This window comes from Pseudomonas sp. IT-P12, assembly GCF_949767465.1.
In the GTDB taxonomy this organism is placed as follows: Bacteria; Pseudomonadota; Gammaproteobacteria; order Pseudomonadales; family Pseudomonadaceae; genus Aquipseudomonas.
The window spans coordinates 878054-893944 of the sequence record NZ_CATKPY010000021.1; the positions used below are offsets into that span (position 1 = coordinate 878054).

At 60.5% G+C, this 15891-nt stretch carries 16 protein-coding genes; 1 reads left to right on the top strand and 15 read right to left on the bottom strand.

What is annotated here, in order from left to right; all coding sequences use genetic code 11:
* Window positions 1–131: 131 nt before the first annotated feature.
* From fliA to flhA, 4 genes are all read right to left on the bottom strand, one after another.
* Window positions 132–872 (bottom strand): RNA polymerase sigma factor FliA, encoded by a 741-nt coding sequence (gene fliA / locus ACM6IM_RS13050; protein ID WP_007894214.1) that lies wholly within the window; start codon window positions 870–872, stop codon window positions 132–134.
* The gene (fleN, locus tag ACM6IM_RS13055) at window positions 869–1699 is read right to left on the bottom strand and encodes a flagellar synthesis regulator FleN (protein WP_008001746.1); all 831 of its coding nucleotides are present in this window, start codon (window positions 1697–1699) and stop codon (window positions 869–871) included. Before fleN ends, fliA begins: the two co-directional genes overlap by 4 nt.
* Window positions 1700–1812: 113 nt before the next feature.
* A complete protein-coding gene (flhF, locus tag ACM6IM_RS13060; RefSeq protein WP_414865334.1) occupies window positions 1813–3141 on the bottom strand; it encodes a flagellar biosynthesis protein FlhF in 1329 nt (442 codons plus the stop codon).
* Between the two features lie 11 nt (window positions 3142–3152).
* Window positions 3153–5282 (bottom strand): flagellar biosynthesis protein FlhA, encoded by a 2130-nt coding sequence (gene flhA / locus ACM6IM_RS13065; protein WP_192302115.1) that lies wholly within the window; start codon window positions 5280–5282, stop codon window positions 3153–3155.
* A gap of 225 nt (window positions 5283–5507) precedes the next feature.
* On the opposite strand from flhA, the gene ACM6IM_RS13070 reads away from it, so the two are divergent.
* Window positions 5508–6587: an RHS repeat-associated core domain-containing protein gene (locus ACM6IM_RS13070; protein ID WP_414865335.1), complete on the top strand. Its 1080-nt coding sequence runs from the start codon at window positions 5508–5510 to the stop codon at window positions 6585–6587.
* A 131-nt stretch (window positions 6588–6718) separates the two neighbouring features.
* Here the strand turns inward: ACM6IM_RS13070 and flhB are convergent, their stop codons facing one another.
* From flhB to ACM6IM_RS13125, 11 genes are all read right to left on the bottom strand, one after another.
* Window positions 6719–7858, bottom strand: coding sequence for a flagellar biosynthesis protein FlhB (gene flhB / locus ACM6IM_RS13075; RefSeq protein ID WP_414865336.1), 1140 nt, complete (start codon window positions 7856–7858; stop codon window positions 6719–6721).
* A gap of 3 nt (window positions 7859–7861) precedes the next feature.
* Window positions 7862–8647, bottom strand: a complete 786-nt coding sequence (gene fliR, locus ACM6IM_RS13080; RefSeq protein WP_414865337.1) for a flagellar biosynthetic protein FliR — start codon at window positions 8645–8647, stop codon at window positions 7862–7864.
* Between the two features lie 3 nt (window positions 8648–8650).
* On the bottom strand, window positions 8651–8920 hold the full coding sequence (fliQ, locus tag ACM6IM_RS13085) for a flagellar biosynthesis protein FliQ (RefSeq protein ID WP_414865338.1): 270 nt from the start codon (window positions 8918–8920) through the stop codon (window positions 8651–8653).
* Window positions 8917–9675 carry a flagellar type III secretion system pore protein FliP gene (gene fliP / locus ACM6IM_RS13090; RefSeq protein WP_053156624.1) on the bottom strand — a complete coding sequence of 253 codons (759 nt, stop codon included), beginning with the start codon at window positions 9673–9675 and terminating at the stop codon, window positions 8917–8919. The genes fliQ and fliP overlap by 4 nt, the downstream gene beginning before the upstream one ends.
* Window positions 9675–10118, bottom strand: a complete 444-nt coding sequence (gene fliO, locus ACM6IM_RS13095) for a flagellar biosynthetic protein FliO (RefSeq protein WP_192302119.1) — start codon at window positions 10116–10118, stop codon at window positions 9675–9677. Before fliO ends, fliP begins: the two co-directional genes overlap by 1 nt.
* Window positions 10119–10577: a flagellar motor switch protein FliN gene (gene fliN / locus ACM6IM_RS13100; protein ID WP_201189725.1), complete on the bottom strand. Its 459-nt coding sequence runs from the start codon at window positions 10575–10577 to the stop codon at window positions 10119–10121. It lies immediately after the preceding gene.
* A gap of 69 nt (window positions 10578–10646) precedes the next feature.
* Window positions 10647–11615 (bottom strand): flagellar motor switch protein FliM, encoded by a 969-nt coding sequence (fliM, locus tag ACM6IM_RS13105; protein ID WP_192302121.1) that lies wholly within the window; start codon window positions 11613–11615, stop codon window positions 10647–10649.
* A gap of 9 nt (window positions 11616–11624) precedes the next feature.
* The gene (fliL, locus tag ACM6IM_RS13110; protein ID WP_192302122.1) at window positions 11625–12128 is read right to left on the bottom strand and encodes a flagellar basal body-associated protein FliL; all 504 of its coding nucleotides are present in this window, start codon (window positions 12126–12128) and stop codon (window positions 11625–11627) included.
* 192 nt (window positions 12129–12320) lie between these two features.
* Window positions 12321–13697 (bottom strand): flagellar hook-length control protein FliK, encoded by a 1377-nt coding sequence (locus ACM6IM_RS13115; RefSeq protein WP_414865339.1) that lies wholly within the window; start codon window positions 13695–13697, stop codon window positions 12321–12323.
* A gap of 83 nt (window positions 13698–13780) precedes the next feature.
* Window positions 13781–14149, bottom strand: coding sequence for an Hpt domain-containing protein (locus ACM6IM_RS13120; protein WP_192302124.1), 369 nt, complete (start codon window positions 14147–14149; stop codon window positions 13781–13783).
* Window positions 14150–14179: 30 nt separating this feature from the next.
* Window positions 14180–15886, bottom strand: a complete 1707-nt coding sequence (locus ACM6IM_RS13125; RefSeq protein WP_318653490.1) for a SpoIIE family protein phosphatase — start codon at window positions 15884–15886, stop codon at window positions 14180–14182.
* Window positions 15887–15891: the final 5 nt, after the last annotated feature.

The window sequence follows — 15891 nt, forward strand, 5'->3', positions numbered from 1 at the left end:
GCGCCCAGCACCTGGACGCGCCATTTCAATCAATTCGGCAGAGCACTCAATGACTGTCTGGAGCACAACAGATCGAGACCGGCGTGGTTCAACACCACACCAGCCACGTTCGCAGTGTCCCCACACTGCCTTCAGCGCGCTCGCCACTCCCCCAAACGCCCCCGCAAACGGGCCGCGCACTGGCTGTGTAACTGGCTGACCCGAGATTCACTGACCCCCAGGACTTCACCGATTTCCTTGAGATTCAACTCTTCGTCGTAGTACAGCGCCAACACCAGTCGCTCGCGCTCCGGCAAATTGGCAATCGCGTCCGCCAACGCCGCCTGGAAGCGTTCATCTTCCAGGTCGCGTGACGGCTCGAGATGAGCACTCGCGCCATCCTCGTGCAGCCCTTCGTGTTCGCCGTCCTGCAACAGATCGTCGAAACTGAATAACCGGCTGCCCAGGGTGTCGTTCAAAATCCCGTAATAATCGTCGAGACTCAATTGGAGTTCGGCCGCAACCTCGTGATCTTTAGCGTCACGGCCGGTTTTAGCTTCAATCGAGCGAATCGCGTCGCTGACCATGCGGGTATTGCGGTGGACCGAACGTGGCGCCCAGTCCCCCTTGCGCACTTCATCAAGCATGGCGCCGCGGATTCGAATGCCCGCGTACGTCTCGAAACTGGCGCCTTTGCTGGCGTCGTATTTGGTCGATACTTCCAGCAGGCCGATCATGCCGGCCTGGATCAGGTCTTCGACCTGGACACTGGCCGGCAGACGCGCCAGCAAGTGGTAGGCAATGCGTTTGACCAGTGGCGCGTAACGCTCGATCAGCTCGTACTGCGCGTCACGCGCCGACTTCTTGTAGAGGTTGTAACCGCTGGCTGTCATAGCACGGGTCCTGCCGTTTGTTGCACGAGGCGCTCGACGAAAAACTCCAGGTGCCCACGCGGATTGGCGGGCAGCGGCCAGGTATCGACCTTTTGTGCGATGGCCTTGAAGGCCAGGGAGCACTTGGAACGCGGGAAGGCTTCGTAGACGGCGCGCTGCTTCTGGACGGCCTTGCGCACGCTTTCGTCGTAGGGCACCGCGCCGACGTATTGTAAGGCGACGTCCAGGAAGCGATCCGTGACCTTCGTCAACTTGGCGAACAGGTTGCGCCCTTCCTGCGGGCTCTGGGCCATGTTGGCCAGGACGCGGAAGCGGTTCATGCCGTAGTCGCGGTTCAACAGTTTGATCAGCGCGTAGGCATCGGTGATGGAGGTCGGCTCGTCACAGACCACCAGCAGCACTTCCTGCGCGGCGCGAACGAAGCTGACTACCGAGTCACCAATACCCGCAGCGGTGTCGATCACCAGCACGTCGAGGTTGTCACCGATATCGCTGAACGCCTGGATCAGGCCGGCATGCTGGGCCGGGCTCAGGTGCACCATGCTCTGGGTGCCGGACGCTGCCGGGACGATGCGGATGCCACCGGGCCCCTGCAACAATACGTCACGCAGCTCACAGCGGCCTTCGATCACGTCGGCCAGCGTGCGTTTGGGTGTCAGGCCCAGCAGAACGTCGACGTTTGCCAGCCCCAGGTCGGCGTCCAGCAGCATGACGCGCCGGCCAAGCTCAGCCAGGGCCAGGGACAAGTTCACTGACACGTTAGTCTTCCCGACGCCACCTTTGCCGCCGGTCACCGCGATCACCTGTACGGGATGCATGCTGCCCATGTTATTTCTTTACCTTGTCTTGCATAGACGGAGGCCACATTACTGGCTGCGCGTTCGTAAACGGAACAATGCCTGGCAGACCATCGATGTAGGTACAAAAAATGTTCATTACCTCAGCCGACCTGCTTGGTCGGGCTGTGGTAGATATCAGCGAACATGTCAGCCATGGCTTCTTCGCTGGGTTCTTCCTGCATTTGCACGCTGACGGCGCGACTGACCAGTTGATGACGACGCGGCAGATGCAGGTCATCCGGAATCCGCGGGCCATCGGTCAGGTAAGCCACCGGCAACTCATGACTGATTGCCAGGCTCAACACCTCGCCCAGACTTGCCGTTTCATCCAGTTTAGTCAGGATGCAGCCAGCGAGCCCGCAGCGCTTGTAACTGTGATAAGCAGCCGTTAGAACCTGTTTCTGGCTGGTGGTTGCCAACACCAGGTAATTTTTTGCCCGGATGCCACGACCGGCCAGGCTTTCAAGCTGCATGCGCAGGGCCGGATCGCTGGCCTGCAGGCCTGCGGTATCGATCAGCACCACGCGCTTGCGCAGCAGGGGATCCAGCGCCTGCACCAGGGACTGGCCCGGATCGACGTGGGTCACCGACACATTGAGAATCCGCCCAAGGGTCTTGAGTTGCTCCTGAGCGCCGATGCGGTAGCTGTCCATGCTGACCAGCGCAATGCTCTGCGCGCCGTACTTGAGCACGTAACGGGCAGCCAGCTTGGCCAGCGTGGTGGTCTTGCCCATGCCGGCCGGACCGACCATGGCAATCACACCCCCTTCTTCCAGCGGCTCGACTTCCGGCGTGCTGATCATCCGAGCCAGGTGTGCCAGCAACATGCGCCAGGCCTGGCGAGGCTCCTCGACGTCGGAAATCAACGCCAGCAGGTCGCGGGACAACGGACCGGACAAACCGATGCGCTGCAGGCGACGCCAGAGGTTGGCCTGTGCCGGGGCATTGCCCTGCATCTGGCTCCAGGCCAGCGAGCCGAGCTGGACTTCCATCAGCTCGCGCAGGCTGTTGAGCTCGAAACGCATCGATTCCAATGCCCGCGGATCCACGCCGGCAGGCGCCGGTGCCGGGGCAGGTGCCGCACGGCGCGGCTCGGTGTAGGTCGGCTCGATCAGTGGCTCGGCAGCGGTGAGCGGCAGGCCGGCGAACAGTTGGCGATTGGTCGACTTGTCGCTCTCGCCCTCGTTGCGCAGGCTCAACTCGGCCTGGGCGTTGACGATCCGCGACTGGGTCTTGCGCAGCTCATCCTCGAGTTCCATGTTCGGAACGCGCGGGGCCAGCGCCGACAGCTTGTAATCCAGGGCTGCCGTGAGCTCGACACCACCGGCGATCCGGCGGTTGCCGATGATGGCGGCATCAGCGCCCAGCTCATCACGAACCAGTTTCATGGCCTGGCGCATATCGGCGGCGAAAAAACGCTTAACTTGCATAAACCACTACCTCAGCCATTGGGCCCTACTGTCGCAACGATGGTCACTTGCTTGTTGTCAGGGATTTCCTGGTAAGCCAACACGTGCAAACCGGGAACTGCCAGGCGGCCGAATCGCGACAGCATCGCGCGGACCGGACCCGCCACCAGCAGGATGACCGGTTGACCTTGCATTTCCTGACGCTGCGCCGCTTCGATCAACGACCGCTGCAGCTTCTCAGCCATGCTTGGCTCCAGCAAAACGCCCTCTTCCGAGCCTTGTCCTGCCTTCTGCAGACTATTGAGCAAAATTTGTTCCAACCTGGGCTCCAGAGTGATAACTGGCAGCTCGGACTCAGTCCCTACAATGCTTTGGACGATTGCGCGGGATACGCCAACGCGCACGGCGGCCACCAGCGCGGCAGTATCTTGACTCTTGGCGGCATTGTTCGCGATGGCTTCGGCAATGCTGCGGATGTCGCGCACCGGCACCTGCTCGGCCAACAGCGCCTGCAGAACCTTGAGCAACTGCGACAGCGACACCACGCCCGGCACCAGCTCCTCGGCCAGTTTCGGCGAGCTCTTGGCCAGCAATTGCATGAGTTGCTGCACTTCTTCGTGGCCGATCAGCTCACTGGAGTGCTTGTACAGAATCTGGTTCAAGTGGGTCGCAACTACGGTACTGGCATCGACCACGGTGTAGCCGAGCGATTGCGCCTGCGCACGCTGGCTGATTTCGATCCAGACCGCCTCCAGGCCGAAAGCCGGATCCTTGGCGTTGATCCCGTTGAGCGTGCCATAGACCTGCCCCGGATTGATCGCCAGTTCGCGATCCGGGTAAATCTCCGCTTCCGCCAGGATGACCCCCATCAGGGTCAGGCGGTAGGCGCTTGGCGCCAGGTCGAGGTTGTCACGGATGTGCACGGTCGGCATCAGGAAGCCCAGGTCCTGGGAGAGCTTCTTGCGCACCCCCTTGATCCGCGCAAGCAACTGGCCACCCTGGTTACGGTCCACCAGCGGAATCAGGCGGTAGCCGACTTCCAGGCCGATCATGTCGATGGGCGTGACGTCGTCCCAGCCAAGCTCCTTGGTTTCCATGGCGCGGGCAGGCGATGGCAGCAGTTCCTGCTGACGCTTGACCTCTTGCAGGGCCTGGACCTTGACGGCGTTCTGCTTTTTCCAGAACAGGTAGGCACCGCCTGCGGCCAGGGCCGCCATGCTCAGGAAGGAGACGTGCGGCATACCAGGCACCAGGCCCATCACCGCCATCAGACCGGCTGCCACAGCCAGGGCTTTCGGCGAGGCGAACATCTGGCGATTGATCTGCTTGCCCATGTCTTCCGAACCGGAAGCACGGGTCACCATGATCGCCGCCGCTGTGGATAACAACAGTGATGGCAATTGCGCCACCAAACCGTCACCGATGGTCAGCAGGGCGTAAACCCGGCCGGCATCGCCGAAGGACATGCCGTGCTGGAAGATACCGACCGCCATGCCGCCGATCAGGTTGATGAACAGAATCAGCAGGCCGGCGATGGCGTCACCGCGCACGAACTTGCTGGCACCGTCCATGGAGCCGTAGAACTCGGCTTCCTGGGCCACTTCCGCGCGACGGGCCTTGGCCTGGGGCTGATCGATCAGGCCGGCGTTCAAGTCGGCGTCGATCGCCATCTGCTTGCCGGGCATCGCATCGAGGGTGAAACGTGCGCTCACTTCGGAAATCCGCCCGGCACCCTTGGTCACCACGACGAAGTTGATGATCATCAAAATCGCGAAGACCACGATACCGACGACGTAGTTGCCGCCAATCACCACTTCGCCGAACGCCTGGATCACCTTGCCCGCCGCGGCATGACCGTCCTGGCCGTGGAGCATGACCACCCGTGTGGAAGCCACGTTCAACGCCAGTCGCAACAGGGTCGCCACCAGCAGAATCGTCGGGAACACCGCAAAATCCAGGGGCCGCAAGGCGTAGACGCACACCAGCAGGACCACGATCGACAACGCGATGTTGAACGTGAAGAACACGTCCAGCAGGAACGGCGGCACTGGCAGCATCATCATGGCCAGCATGACCAGCAGCAACAGCGGCACGCCCAGATTGCCTCGACTGAGGTCTGCCATGTTCGTGCGAGCAGTGTTGAGTAACTGAGTGCGATCCACCGGTTTTCCCCGTTCCTTTAAAGCAAACTTTTGACGCCAGCAGCAGGCGCAGAGCGGCTACTGCAAGAAGCCTTCCAACTTTTGTCGGCAACGGGAATGCGGGTCCCCTGGGGATGGGCTGAATACGAACGAACCGGCCGATGCCGGCCTACCTATCAGATCTGCTAGTACTCAATTCTCATTATTAACCGGATACTGAGCGCCAGCACTTCCGAGGACCCACCTATGCAACCGGCACGTGTAACTACGCTCTGCCAGTATCGCTATGACTCACTCGATCGGTTGATCGCCCATGCGCTGCCGAATGAGCCGGTCCATCAGCGCTTTTACTGCAAAAACCGATTGGCCAGCGAAATACATGGCGCGATTGCCTACTCAATTTTTCAGCACGAAGAAGAATTGCTCACACAACTTCGATGCGAGGGGGATACGCTCGACAGCACCTTGCTGGCTACCGATCAACAACGCTCGGTTCTTCGAACGCTCAATATCGATCAATCAGAGCCACTTGTCTCTTACACCCCTTATGGACATCGCCAGACTGAAAGTGGATGGCTCAGCCTCCTGGGCTTCAATGGAGAGCGGCCAGATCCAGTAACCGGATTGTATTTGTTAGGGAATGGGTATCGAGCATTCAATCCCGCGTTGATGCGTTTCAATAGCCCGGACAGGGACAGTTTCAGTCCATTTGGCAGGGGCGGGCTGAATCCATACTGTTATTGCCTGGGTGATCCGATCAATTTCATGGACAAAAATGGGCATAACCCCACTATGAAAATCATCAGTTCAACACTCATCTTTAGTAAAGGCTCCTCGATCGATGACGTGACCATTGCTTCTGCCGAGAGAATAACCACTAAAATAAAAAGTATATCAAAAAGAACAACGCTAGCTGACGGCTCATTTTCCCAAAAAACGACAGTTTTTAAAAAACGAAACACTGAAGTCACATTCCTCGAAAAATTTGATGACACAATGACGCTGATGCGTCCAGGCTACCCGGCCATTCAATATCCCGCAGAACTTACACTGAAGGACCTCGCCTACAGCGCAATTAAACCCAAAACTCTAACTTCGGCCGATAGAAAATTTGCACGCAACATGGTGCCCCCTGCGATTGACGAAAGAAATCGCCAAAACCTTTTATCAAAATTAGAATTCGAATTACACCATGAAGGAATACCCGCCCGAGATTTCGCGAGGACCTCCAGAGCGTTACATCGACATGAATTTGAAATCGGTAATATAAGAGGAGCCTTCCCGGAAAAATTCGCATCACCTATCAATCCTGTGGCGCCGAACTAACGACTCATCGTTTCCACCAAGCGGGTTCAATTCATCTGGAAGCCAGGCCGGTTCGACCTTTGCCTGTCGATTTGCCACCAGCGGCAACGGCTCAAAAGGATATGTGCCTGTGGGTTATTGACTTCGGGGCGTCAGGAATCGCGCCGCAAATCCGGCGGAATCGGCAAATCATCCTTCAACGGATCCGGCCGCTTGCCCTTGCCCGCCTTGTACTGGCGGATCTGATAGACGTAGGCCAACACCTGGGCGACAGCGAGGTACAGGCCGCCAGGGATTTCCTGCTCAAGCTCCGTGGAGTAATAGATCGAACGCGCCAGCGCCGGCGATTCCAGCAGGAGTACTTCGTTGGCCACGGCGATTTCACGGATCTTCAGGGCCAGGAAGTCACTGCCCTTGGCCAGCAGCACCGGCGCGCTGCCTTTGTCCGGATCGTATTTGAGCGCCACCGCGTAGTGAGTCGGGTTGGTAATGACCACGTCAGCCTCGGGAATCGCCGCCATCATGCGCCGCTGGGACATTTCGCGCTGCAACTGGCGAATCCGCTGTTTGACCTCCGGCCGACCCTCCTGATCCTTGTGCTCGTCACGCACTTCCTGCTTGGTCATCAGCAGTTTCTTGTGGCCTTCCCAGAGCTGCACCGGCACGTCCACCGCCGCGATGGCGAGCAGCCCGCACGACATCCACAACGTACTCCAGCCCACCACCTGCAAGCAGTGGATGATGGCCATCTCCATGGGCTCATGGCCGATACGCATGAGGTCATCGATGTCTGAAGACAACACCGTCAGGGCGACGATCAGTACGATCAGAAATTTCGCGAACGCTTTGAGCAACTCGACCAGCGCCTTGACCGAGAACATCCGCTTGAGACCCGCCAACGGGTTCATCCGGCTGAATTTCGGCGCCAGAGAACTTGCCGCAAACAACCATCCCCCCAGCGATATCGGCCCGAGAAACGCCGCGAGTACCAGGGTAATCATGATCGGCTGAATGGCCAGCAACGCGCTAAGCCCCGAGCTCATCAGGTAAGTGCTCATCGAGCGCTGATCGAGGATGACTTCCCGCGACAGAGAGAAATTCTGCCGCATCAACTCCATCAGGTCTTGCGCCAGCGCCCCGCCAAAAATCAATAGCGCAGAGGAGCCGGCGAGCATGATGGCCAGTGTGTTCAACTCCTTGGAGCGGACGATTTCACCCTTTTCACGGGCGTCCGTTTTCTTTTTCTCCGTGGGGTCTTCTGTCTTGTCCTGACCGCTTTCGCTCTCAGCCATGACTCAGCGCGCCTGTGCCAGTTCGCGTAAAAACTGCAGGGCCTCGGAGGCCAGCGGTTGATACTGATTGAGGATGTCCGCCAGGCCGACCCAGACAATGAACAGACCGAGCACCAGGGTCAGCGGAAAACCGATGGAGAAGATGTTCAACTGCGGCGCAGCCCGGGTCATGATGCCAAACGCGATGTTGACCACCAGCAACGCAGTGATCGCCGGCAGCACCAGCATCAGCGCTGCACCGAGCACCCAGCCGAGCTTGCCGGCCAGCTCCCAGTAATGATTGACCATCAACCCGCCACCGACCGGCAGCGTGGTGAAGCTTTCGGTGAGGACTTCGAACACCACCAGGTGGCCGTTCATGGACAGGAACAACAGCGTCACCAGCATGGTGAAAAACTGTCCGATCACGGCCACTGATACGCCATTGGTCGGGTCGACCATGGAGGCAAACGCCATCCCCATTTGCACGGCGACGATTTGCCCCGCCACAACAAAAGCCTGGAAAAACAGCTGGAGCGAAAACCCCAGCACGGCACCGATGAGTATCTGCTCGGCGATCAGCAGCAGCGCGCTCAAGTCGAGCGCGTTGACGGGAGGCATCGGCGGCAGCCCTGGAACGATCACGACGGTGATGGCCAGCGCCAAATACAGCCGCACGCGCGTGGGCACCATCTTCGTCCCGAAAACCGGCATGACGATCAACAGTGCACCGACGCGAAAGAGGGGCAGCATGAACGTCGCCACCCAGGTACTGATCTGGGTATCGGTCAGCTGCAGCAGCGATGACATGGCTTAACCGATGACCAGCGGAATGTTGTGGTACAGCTGGATGATGTACTCCATGAAGGTCTGCACCATCCAGGGACCGGCAACGATCAGGGTGACCAGCATCACCAGCAGGCGCGGCAGGAAACTCAGGGTTTGTTCGTTGATCTGCGTGGCGGCCTGGAACATCGCCACCAGCAGGCCGACCAGCAGGCTGGGAATCACCAGCACCGACACCATCATGGTGGTCAGCCACAGCGCCTCGCGAAAGATGTCTACCGCGACTTCCGGCGTCATGGCGAGACACCGCCGAAGCTGCTCGCCAATGTGCCGATGATCAAGGCCCAGCCATCCACCAGCACGAACAGCATGATCTTGAACGGCAGGGAAATGATCAGCGGCGAGAGCATCATCATACCCATGGCCATCAGTACACTGGCCACCACCAGGTCGATGATCAGGAAGGGAATGAAGATCATGAAGCCGATCTGGAACGCGGTTTTCAGCTCAGACGTGACGAACGCCGGCACCAGAATGGTCAACGGCGCCTGGTCCGGCGTCGCGATATCCGTGCGCTTGGACAGGCGCATGAACAGTTCCAGATCGCTGCTGCGGGTCTGGGCAAGCATGAAGTCCTTGATCGGCACCTGGGCCTTGGCCACCGCGTCCTGCGCCGTGAGTTTTTCCGCCAGGTACGGCTGCAAGGCATCCTGGTTCACCCGGTCGAACACCGGCGCCATGATGAACAGGGTCAGGAACAGTGCCATGCCGGTGAGGATCTGGTTCGACGGCGTCTGCTGCAGGCCCAGGGCCTGACGCAGGATCGAGAAGACGATGATGATCCGGGTGAAACTGGTCATCAGCATGACGAACGCCGGAATGAAGCTCAGCGCGGTCATGATCAGCAGGATCTGCAGGCTGACCGAATACTCCTGCGCACCCTCGGCATTGGTGCCCAGGGTGATGGCCGGAATCGACAACGGGTCCGCGGCGAAAGCCAGCGGCGCCGCCAGCATCAGGGCCAGGGTCAAGACGATGCGTAGCGCACCCATTACTTCTTATCCTTCTGATCCTTGCCCATCAGCTCCATCAGGCGCTGGGCAAACTCCGGAGTGGCTTTCTCGGTGACCGGCACGTGCACCGGCTCCTTGAGCACATGCAACGCGGTGATGGTGCCCGGACTCAACCCGAGCAGGATCTGCTCGTTGCCGACCTGCACCAGCATCAGGCGGTCACGCGGACCGAGCGCGCGGGAGCCGATCAGTTCGATCACCTGCCCTTTGCCGGCCGGCCCGGCCTGCTGAACCCGGCGCAGCAACCAGGCGAGGAAGAAGATCAACCCCAGCACCAGCAGCAGACCGAGCACCAGTTGCGTCAGTTGCCCCGCGACGCCGCCGTTGACGGCAGGTGCAGCGACAGCGGTCGCCGCCGGCTCGGCCGCCAGGGCCGCGCCCGACAGCGCCATCGACAGCAGGTAACCCAGAACCTTTTTCACTCAGCGCAGCTTCTTGATGCGTTCGCTTGGGCTGATCACGTCGGTCAGGCGGATGCCGAACTTCTCGTTGACCACCACCACTTCGCCGTGGGCGATCAACGTACCGTTGACCAGTACGTCCAGCGGCTCGCCGGCCAGGCGATCAAGCTCGATCACCGAACCCTGGTTGAGTTGCAGCAGGTTGCGAATGTTGATGTCAGTGCTGCCGACTTCCATGGAGATCGACACCGGGATATCGAGGATCACGTCCAGGTTCGGGCCTTCCAGGCTTACCGGTTCGTTGTTCTTCGGTACGCTGCCGAATTCTTCCATCGGCAAACGGTTGGAAGACGAGCTGGCGGCATCGGCGGCCAGCAGCGCATCGATGTCGTCCTGCCCACCTTCACCGGTTTCTTCCAGGGCCGCAGCCCATTCATCGGCCAGTGCCTGGTCGTCCTGGGTATTCATCTCGTCAGCCATCATGTGTCCTCGGCAGGCAACCCCCGATCGGGTTGCCGTCAGTTAATCGCGAATGGTTTGGAGCGCCGTTCAACGACGCTCGATCGGCTCGATCACTTGCAAGGCAAGGTTGCCTTTGTGCGAGCCCATCTTGACCTTGAAGGCCGGCACGCCGTTGGCGCGCATGATCATGTCTTCGGGCATTTCCACCGGGATGACATCCCCCGGCTGCATGTGCAGGATGTCGCGCAGCTTCAACTGGCGACGGGCAACCGTGGCGCCGATCGGCACATCGACATCCAGCACGTCCTGGCGCAAGGCGTTGACCCAGCGTTCGTCCTGGTCGTCGAGGTCCGACTGGAAGCCGGCATCGAGCATTTCCCGCACCGGTTCGATCATCGAGTACGGCATGGTCACGTGCAGGTCGCCGCCACCGCCATCGAGCTCGATGTGGAAGGTCGACACCACGATGGCTTCGCTCGGACCGACGATGTTGGCCATGGCCGGGTTCACTTCCGAGTTGATGTACTCGAAGTTCACTTCCATGATCGCCTGCCAGGCTTCCTTCAGATCGACGAAGGCCTGCTCCAGCACCATGCGCACCACGCGCAGTTCGGTCGGGGTGAATTCACGCCCTTCGATCTTCGCGTGACGGCCGTCGCCGCCGAAGAAGTTGTCCACCAGTTTGAACACCAGTTTGGCGTCGAGAATGAACAATGCCGTGCCGCGCAAGGGTTTGATCTTGACCAGGTTGAGGCTGGTCGGCACGTACAGCGAGTGCACGTATTCGCCGAACTTCATCACCTGCACACCACCGACCGCCACGTCCGCCGAGCGACGCAACATGTTGAACATGCTGATGCGCGTGTAGCGGGCAAAACGCTCGTTGATCATTTCCAGGGTCGGCATGCGTCCACGGACGATGCGATCCTGGCTGGTCAGGTCATAGCTTTTTACGCTGCCGGGATCGGCAGCGATATCGGTCTGTACCAGACCATCGTCGACGCCATGCAACAGCGCGTCGATCTCATCCTGGGACAGCAGGTCCTGCACGGCCATGTCGTGTTCCTACTGCAGTACGAAATTAGTGAAAAGCAACTGTTCGATGACCACTTTGCCGAGTTCCTTCTGCGCCACTTCCTGGACGCTGGCCGTGGCTTTCTGGCGCAGCATTTCCTGACCGACCGGCGACGCCAGGGTCGCGAAATCCTGCCCGGAGAACAGCATGACCAGGTTGTTGCGGATGACCGGCATGTGCACCTTGAGCGCATCGAGGTCGGCCTGGCTGCGGGCCTGCATGGTGATGCTCACCTGCATGTAGCGTTGACGGCCGTTCTGGTTGTAGTTGGCCACGAAGGCTGGCGCCATGGCCTCGAAAACCGCCGGTTGATGGCCGACCGGTGCGGCTTCGACCGGTGCGGCAGGCTTGCTCTGGGCACTGTGCATGAAGTACCAGGTGGCCCCTACCGACAAGCCGATCGCCAGCAGCAGAGCCACCACGCCCGCGATGATCAGCTTGAGTTTGCCTTTGGTTGCGGGGTCTTTTACTGCTGCAGCTTCGCTCTTCGCCATGCCAATAATCCGTCACTATTCGGGGTTTCACAGTCGCACGGAGAGGAAAGAGCAAGTGTTATGCCAGAACGCTCACCACAAACGACTGTGGGAGCGGGCTGGCTCGCGAAAGCGCCAGCCAGACACCGTTTCGATGCCTGGCTGGCTCATTCGCAAGCCCGCCCGCTCCCACAAGGAGAGGAGTGAATCAGTTCAGGCGTAGTAATCCACCGCGCTGGTGCCGATCACGCTGGTTGCCGTGGCGGCGGCTTCGGCAATGCCGGAGGCGAGTTCGTCATCCGAGGCATCGAGGCGACCGCCGCTGGCGTTGGTGCGACCACCCTGACTCTGTTGAGCCTGTTCCTGGCCTTGCTGCGAACCGCGGGACTGGTCGGAGACGTTGACGTCGACCTGTCCCATGCCCTGCTGGGCAAACATATCGCGCAAGCGATGGATCTGCCCGTCCAGCGCCTCACGAACGCTCGGATGAGCACTCATGAACGTTACCTGGGTCTGCTGGTCCGGAACCATGTTGATGCGGATATCGAGCCGCCCCAGCTCAGCCGGCTGCAACTGGATATCGGCCGCCTTGAGATTGGCGCTGGACAGGTACATGACCCGGTTCACCACTTCCTCGGTCCAGCCGTTCTGATGCATGGCGATCGGCTGGTTGACCGGCAAGGCGTTGGCGGTTTTTGGCGTAGCCGCCTGGGTCAACGCCGCCAGACGGTTGGCGAAGTCGTCGACACGGGTATCGCTGCTGGCGGATTTCAGGTCCTTGAGGCCGTCGCTGATCAGCCCGCTGAATGCCTTCTCTCCACCCTGACTGGTGCTGTCCTTGTCAGCCTGTACATCGAGCATGCTGGCCATGCCGGCGGCGAAGTTCTGCGCGGAAGTCGGCTCACCATCAGCCTGCGCCTGCGCCGACGTCGGCGCCGCCTTGGGCTGTGCCTGACTGGCTGCCGAAATATGCCCCCCCTGCTCCATGGCCATACGCACCGCAGGAAGCGCGTCGAGCGGGTCGGCTTCGGGATCGAAATCGCTGTCGGCGGCAACGGCTGGCTGCGTCGTCACCACGGCCGCAGCGACAGGTGCTTCGACCTGTGGCTGCACGGTGGCGACCACCGGTGCCGCCTGCGGTGCGGGCTCCGTGACCACCGGTTGTATCACCGGCAGCAAGGCGGGATCGAGGGCCGGATCGACCGGCGCGGTGTCCGCTACCGGCGCCGCATTCGCATCGCCGTCCGCCGTGTCGTCGCTGGCGGTCTTGTCGTCGGCGGGCGCCGGCTTTTCGGCGGGCAAGGATTTGCCGCTATCGGCAACCGTCGGCTCCGAGGCGGCAGATTTGTTGTCGCTCAGGTCTTTCTTGCCGGCGTTGTCCGGGGTCTTTTCCGGCGCCTTGTCCCGCGCCGGCCTAGCCGGTGCATCGGCCATGGCAAAGGGCTTGGTCTGGGATTGATTGGCGTAGACCTGAGCGAAGCTGGACGCCTTGTCCCCAGGCTCTGCGGTCAGCGCCGATGAATTGGCGGAGGCGGCTTGAGTCTTGGCCTGCGCGGTGGCCTGAAGAAGAATATTGGGGGTAACGGGCATGAAAACGGTCTCCGCTGCACTGGAATCGTAGGTACAGTTACGGAGATTGCTGCAAGGGTTGAGCCAGCTTTTACAAATATGCGTTAAAAGCGCTGGACGGTCGTGCTTTGAGCAAGGGAACGCTGGCGTTCCGCCTCATAGAGCGGACGGACAATCGCGAATTCGCCATCGATTTCACCGACCAGTCGTTCGATGCCCGACAGCGGCTTCTGCTTGCTGCGTTGCTCGAGCTCATGGCACAACTGGGCCAGGCGAGTGGCGCCCATGTTGCTGCAACTGCCCTTGAAACTGTGTGCCGTGGCACCCAGCGTTTCGGCATCGCCCGTCTCGTGCAACTGACTCAGGCGCTCTTCGGAGTCGGCCAGGAAGGTATCCAGCAGCATCGAATACTCATCGCCCATGACCTCTTGCAACGCGCTGAGCACGTCGCGGTTCAGGTGTGTGTCAGCCACTTGTTCACTCCTTGATCAAGAATGCGTGGATTATGCCAGAGCCTCCCAGAAAAACTCCACGCAGGCGGTACGACCATCGTCGCACCAGTTGGCATTTCGACCCAACTGACGAATCAGGCTGACGCCGCGACCCGACAAACGGATGCCGTCCAACGGGCGCGCCATCACTCGTTCGACGTCAAAGCCCTTGCCGCTGTCCTCCACCCGAATCGTCAGGCAACCGCCTTCGTCCCTTGGCGTAACCTGCAAATGGACTCGCACGTAACCTTCCTGGAGCTCGTCCAGGCGCGCATTGCGTTCTTGATAGTAGCGGGTAAAGCCCGAGACATCGCGCTTGAGGCTTGAGTCCAGCCCCAGTACGCCATGCTCCAGGGCGTTGGAATACAACTCCGCCAGCACGCTGTAGAGCGCTCCGCTCTGCGCGCGCAGACCGTGGACTTCCAGCAGCAGTTGCAACAGATAGGGCAGCGGATTGAAGCGTTTGAGGGTGGCGGCGCGAAACTCGAAACTCACCGACCAGTCCAGCGGACAGGATTGGCCGCTATCGGAATAAACCAATGCCGGCGGACTCAACTGCGCCGCTTCCACCAGGCTCACCTCGACCATGCTGACATCGTCGCGGGCCTCGCCGCGGAAATCCCGCAGCGCCTGGTCGATCTCCTCGAACAGTCGGTCCGGGTCGCGATTGGCCGCAAACACCTGCTGCAAACGCTCCACGCCAAACAGGCGCTCGTGAGCGTCGCAGGTGTCGATGACCCCGTCGGACAACAGGAACACCCGATCGCCCAAGGCCATCGGATACACCTCGGTGCGGTCATCAAAAGCCTGCGGACTCAGCACCCCGAGCGGCAAATGCCGGGCTTTCAACGGGGTGCGCTCGCCGCTGGCGATGCTGTGCAGATAGCCATCCGGCATTCCGCCATTCCAGACCTCCACCGAGCGCCGCTGGAAACTCAGGTTCAGCAGCGTCGCGCAGCAGAACATGTCGACCGGCAGGATACGCTTGAGTTTGGCGTTCATCTCCCGCAGGGTTTCCGCCAGGCCGTAACCCTTGGCGGTCATGCCGTAGAAAACCTCGGCCAGTGGCATGGCTCCGACGGCGGCGGGCAGGCCGTGCCCAGTGAAATCGCCCAGCAGCACATGCATGTCGCCGGCCGGGGTGAATGCCGCCAACAGCAAATCGCCGTTGAACAACGCGTAGGGTGATTGCAGATAACGGATATTGGGGGCGTTCAGGCAGCCGGAATGGGCGACCTTGTCGAACACGGCCTTGGCGACGCGCTGTTCGTTGAGCAGGTAATCATGGTGCCTGGCGATCTGGTCCCGTTGCTCCAGCACCGTGGCTTGCAACCGGCGCAAGCGGTCCATCGCCTTGATTTTGGCGGCGAGGATCACCTGGTTGTAGGGTTTTGCCAGAAAGTCGTCACCACCCGCCTCCAGGCAACGGGCCAAAGCTTCGCTTTCGCTGAGCGACGTCAGAAAGATAATCGGCACCAGGGTTTCCCCGGCCAGGTCCTTGATCTGCCGCGCCGCCTCGAATCCGTCCATGACCGGCATCATCGCGTCCATCAACACCAACTGCGGTCGTTGCTGGCGAAACGCTTCGACCGCTTCGGCGCCATTGGCCGCAGTGAGCACGTCGTGGCCCTGGCGGCGCACGATACTCGACAGCAGCATGCGATCAGCCGCACTGTCCTCGGCGATCAGGATCGTCAGCGCTTCGAGCATCGGTTGCACGATGC

What these genes read in the sequence shown, in the direction of transcription:
- fliA (WP_007894214.1), bottom strand. Translation starts at nt 872, where the DNA reads ATGACAGCCAGCGGTTACAACCTCTACAAGAAGTCGGCGCGTGACGCG.
- fleN (WP_008001746.1), bottom strand. Translation starts at nt 1,699, where the DNA reads ATGGGCAGCATGCATCCCGTACAGGTGATCGCGGTGACCGGCGGCAAA.
- flhF (WP_414865334.1), bottom strand. Translation starts at nt 3,141, where the DNA reads ATGCAAGTTAAGCGTTTTTTCGCCGCCGATATGCGCCAGGCCATGAAA.
- ACM6IM_RS13070 (WP_414865335.1), top strand. Translation starts at nt 5,508, where the DNA reads ATGCAACCGGCACGTGTAACTACGCTCTGCCAGTATCGCTATGACTCA.
- flhB (WP_414865336.1), bottom strand. Translation starts at nt 7,858, where the DNA reads ATGGCTGAGAGCGAAAGCGGTCAGGACAAGACAGAAGACCCCACGGAG.
- fliR (WP_414865337.1), bottom strand. Translation starts at nt 8,647, where the DNA reads ATGTCATCGCTGCTGCAGCTGACCGATACCCAGATCAGTACCTGGGTG.
- fliQ (WP_414865338.1), bottom strand. Translation starts at nt 8,920, where the DNA reads ATGACGCCGGAAGTCGCGGTAGACATCTTTCGCGAGGCGCTGTGGCTG.
- fliP (WP_053156624.1), bottom strand. Translation starts at nt 9,675, where the DNA reads ATGGGTGCGCTACGCATCGTCTTGACCCTGGCCCTGATGCTGGCGGCG.
- fliN (WP_201189725.1), bottom strand. Translation starts at nt 10,577, where the DNA reads ATGGCTGACGAGATGAATACCCAGGACGACCAGGCACTGGCCGATGAA.
- fliM (WP_192302121.1), bottom strand. Translation starts at nt 11,615, where the DNA reads ATGGCCGTGCAGGACCTGCTGTCCCAGGATGAGATCGACGCGCTGTTG.
- fliL (WP_192302122.1), bottom strand. Translation starts at nt 12,128, where the DNA reads ATGGCGAAGAGCGAAGCTGCAGCAGTAAAAGACCCCGCAACCAAAGGC.
- ACM6IM_RS13115 (WP_414865339.1), bottom strand. Translation starts at nt 13,697, where the DNA reads ATGCCCGTTACCCCCAATATTCTTCTTCAGGCCACCGCGCAGGCCAAG.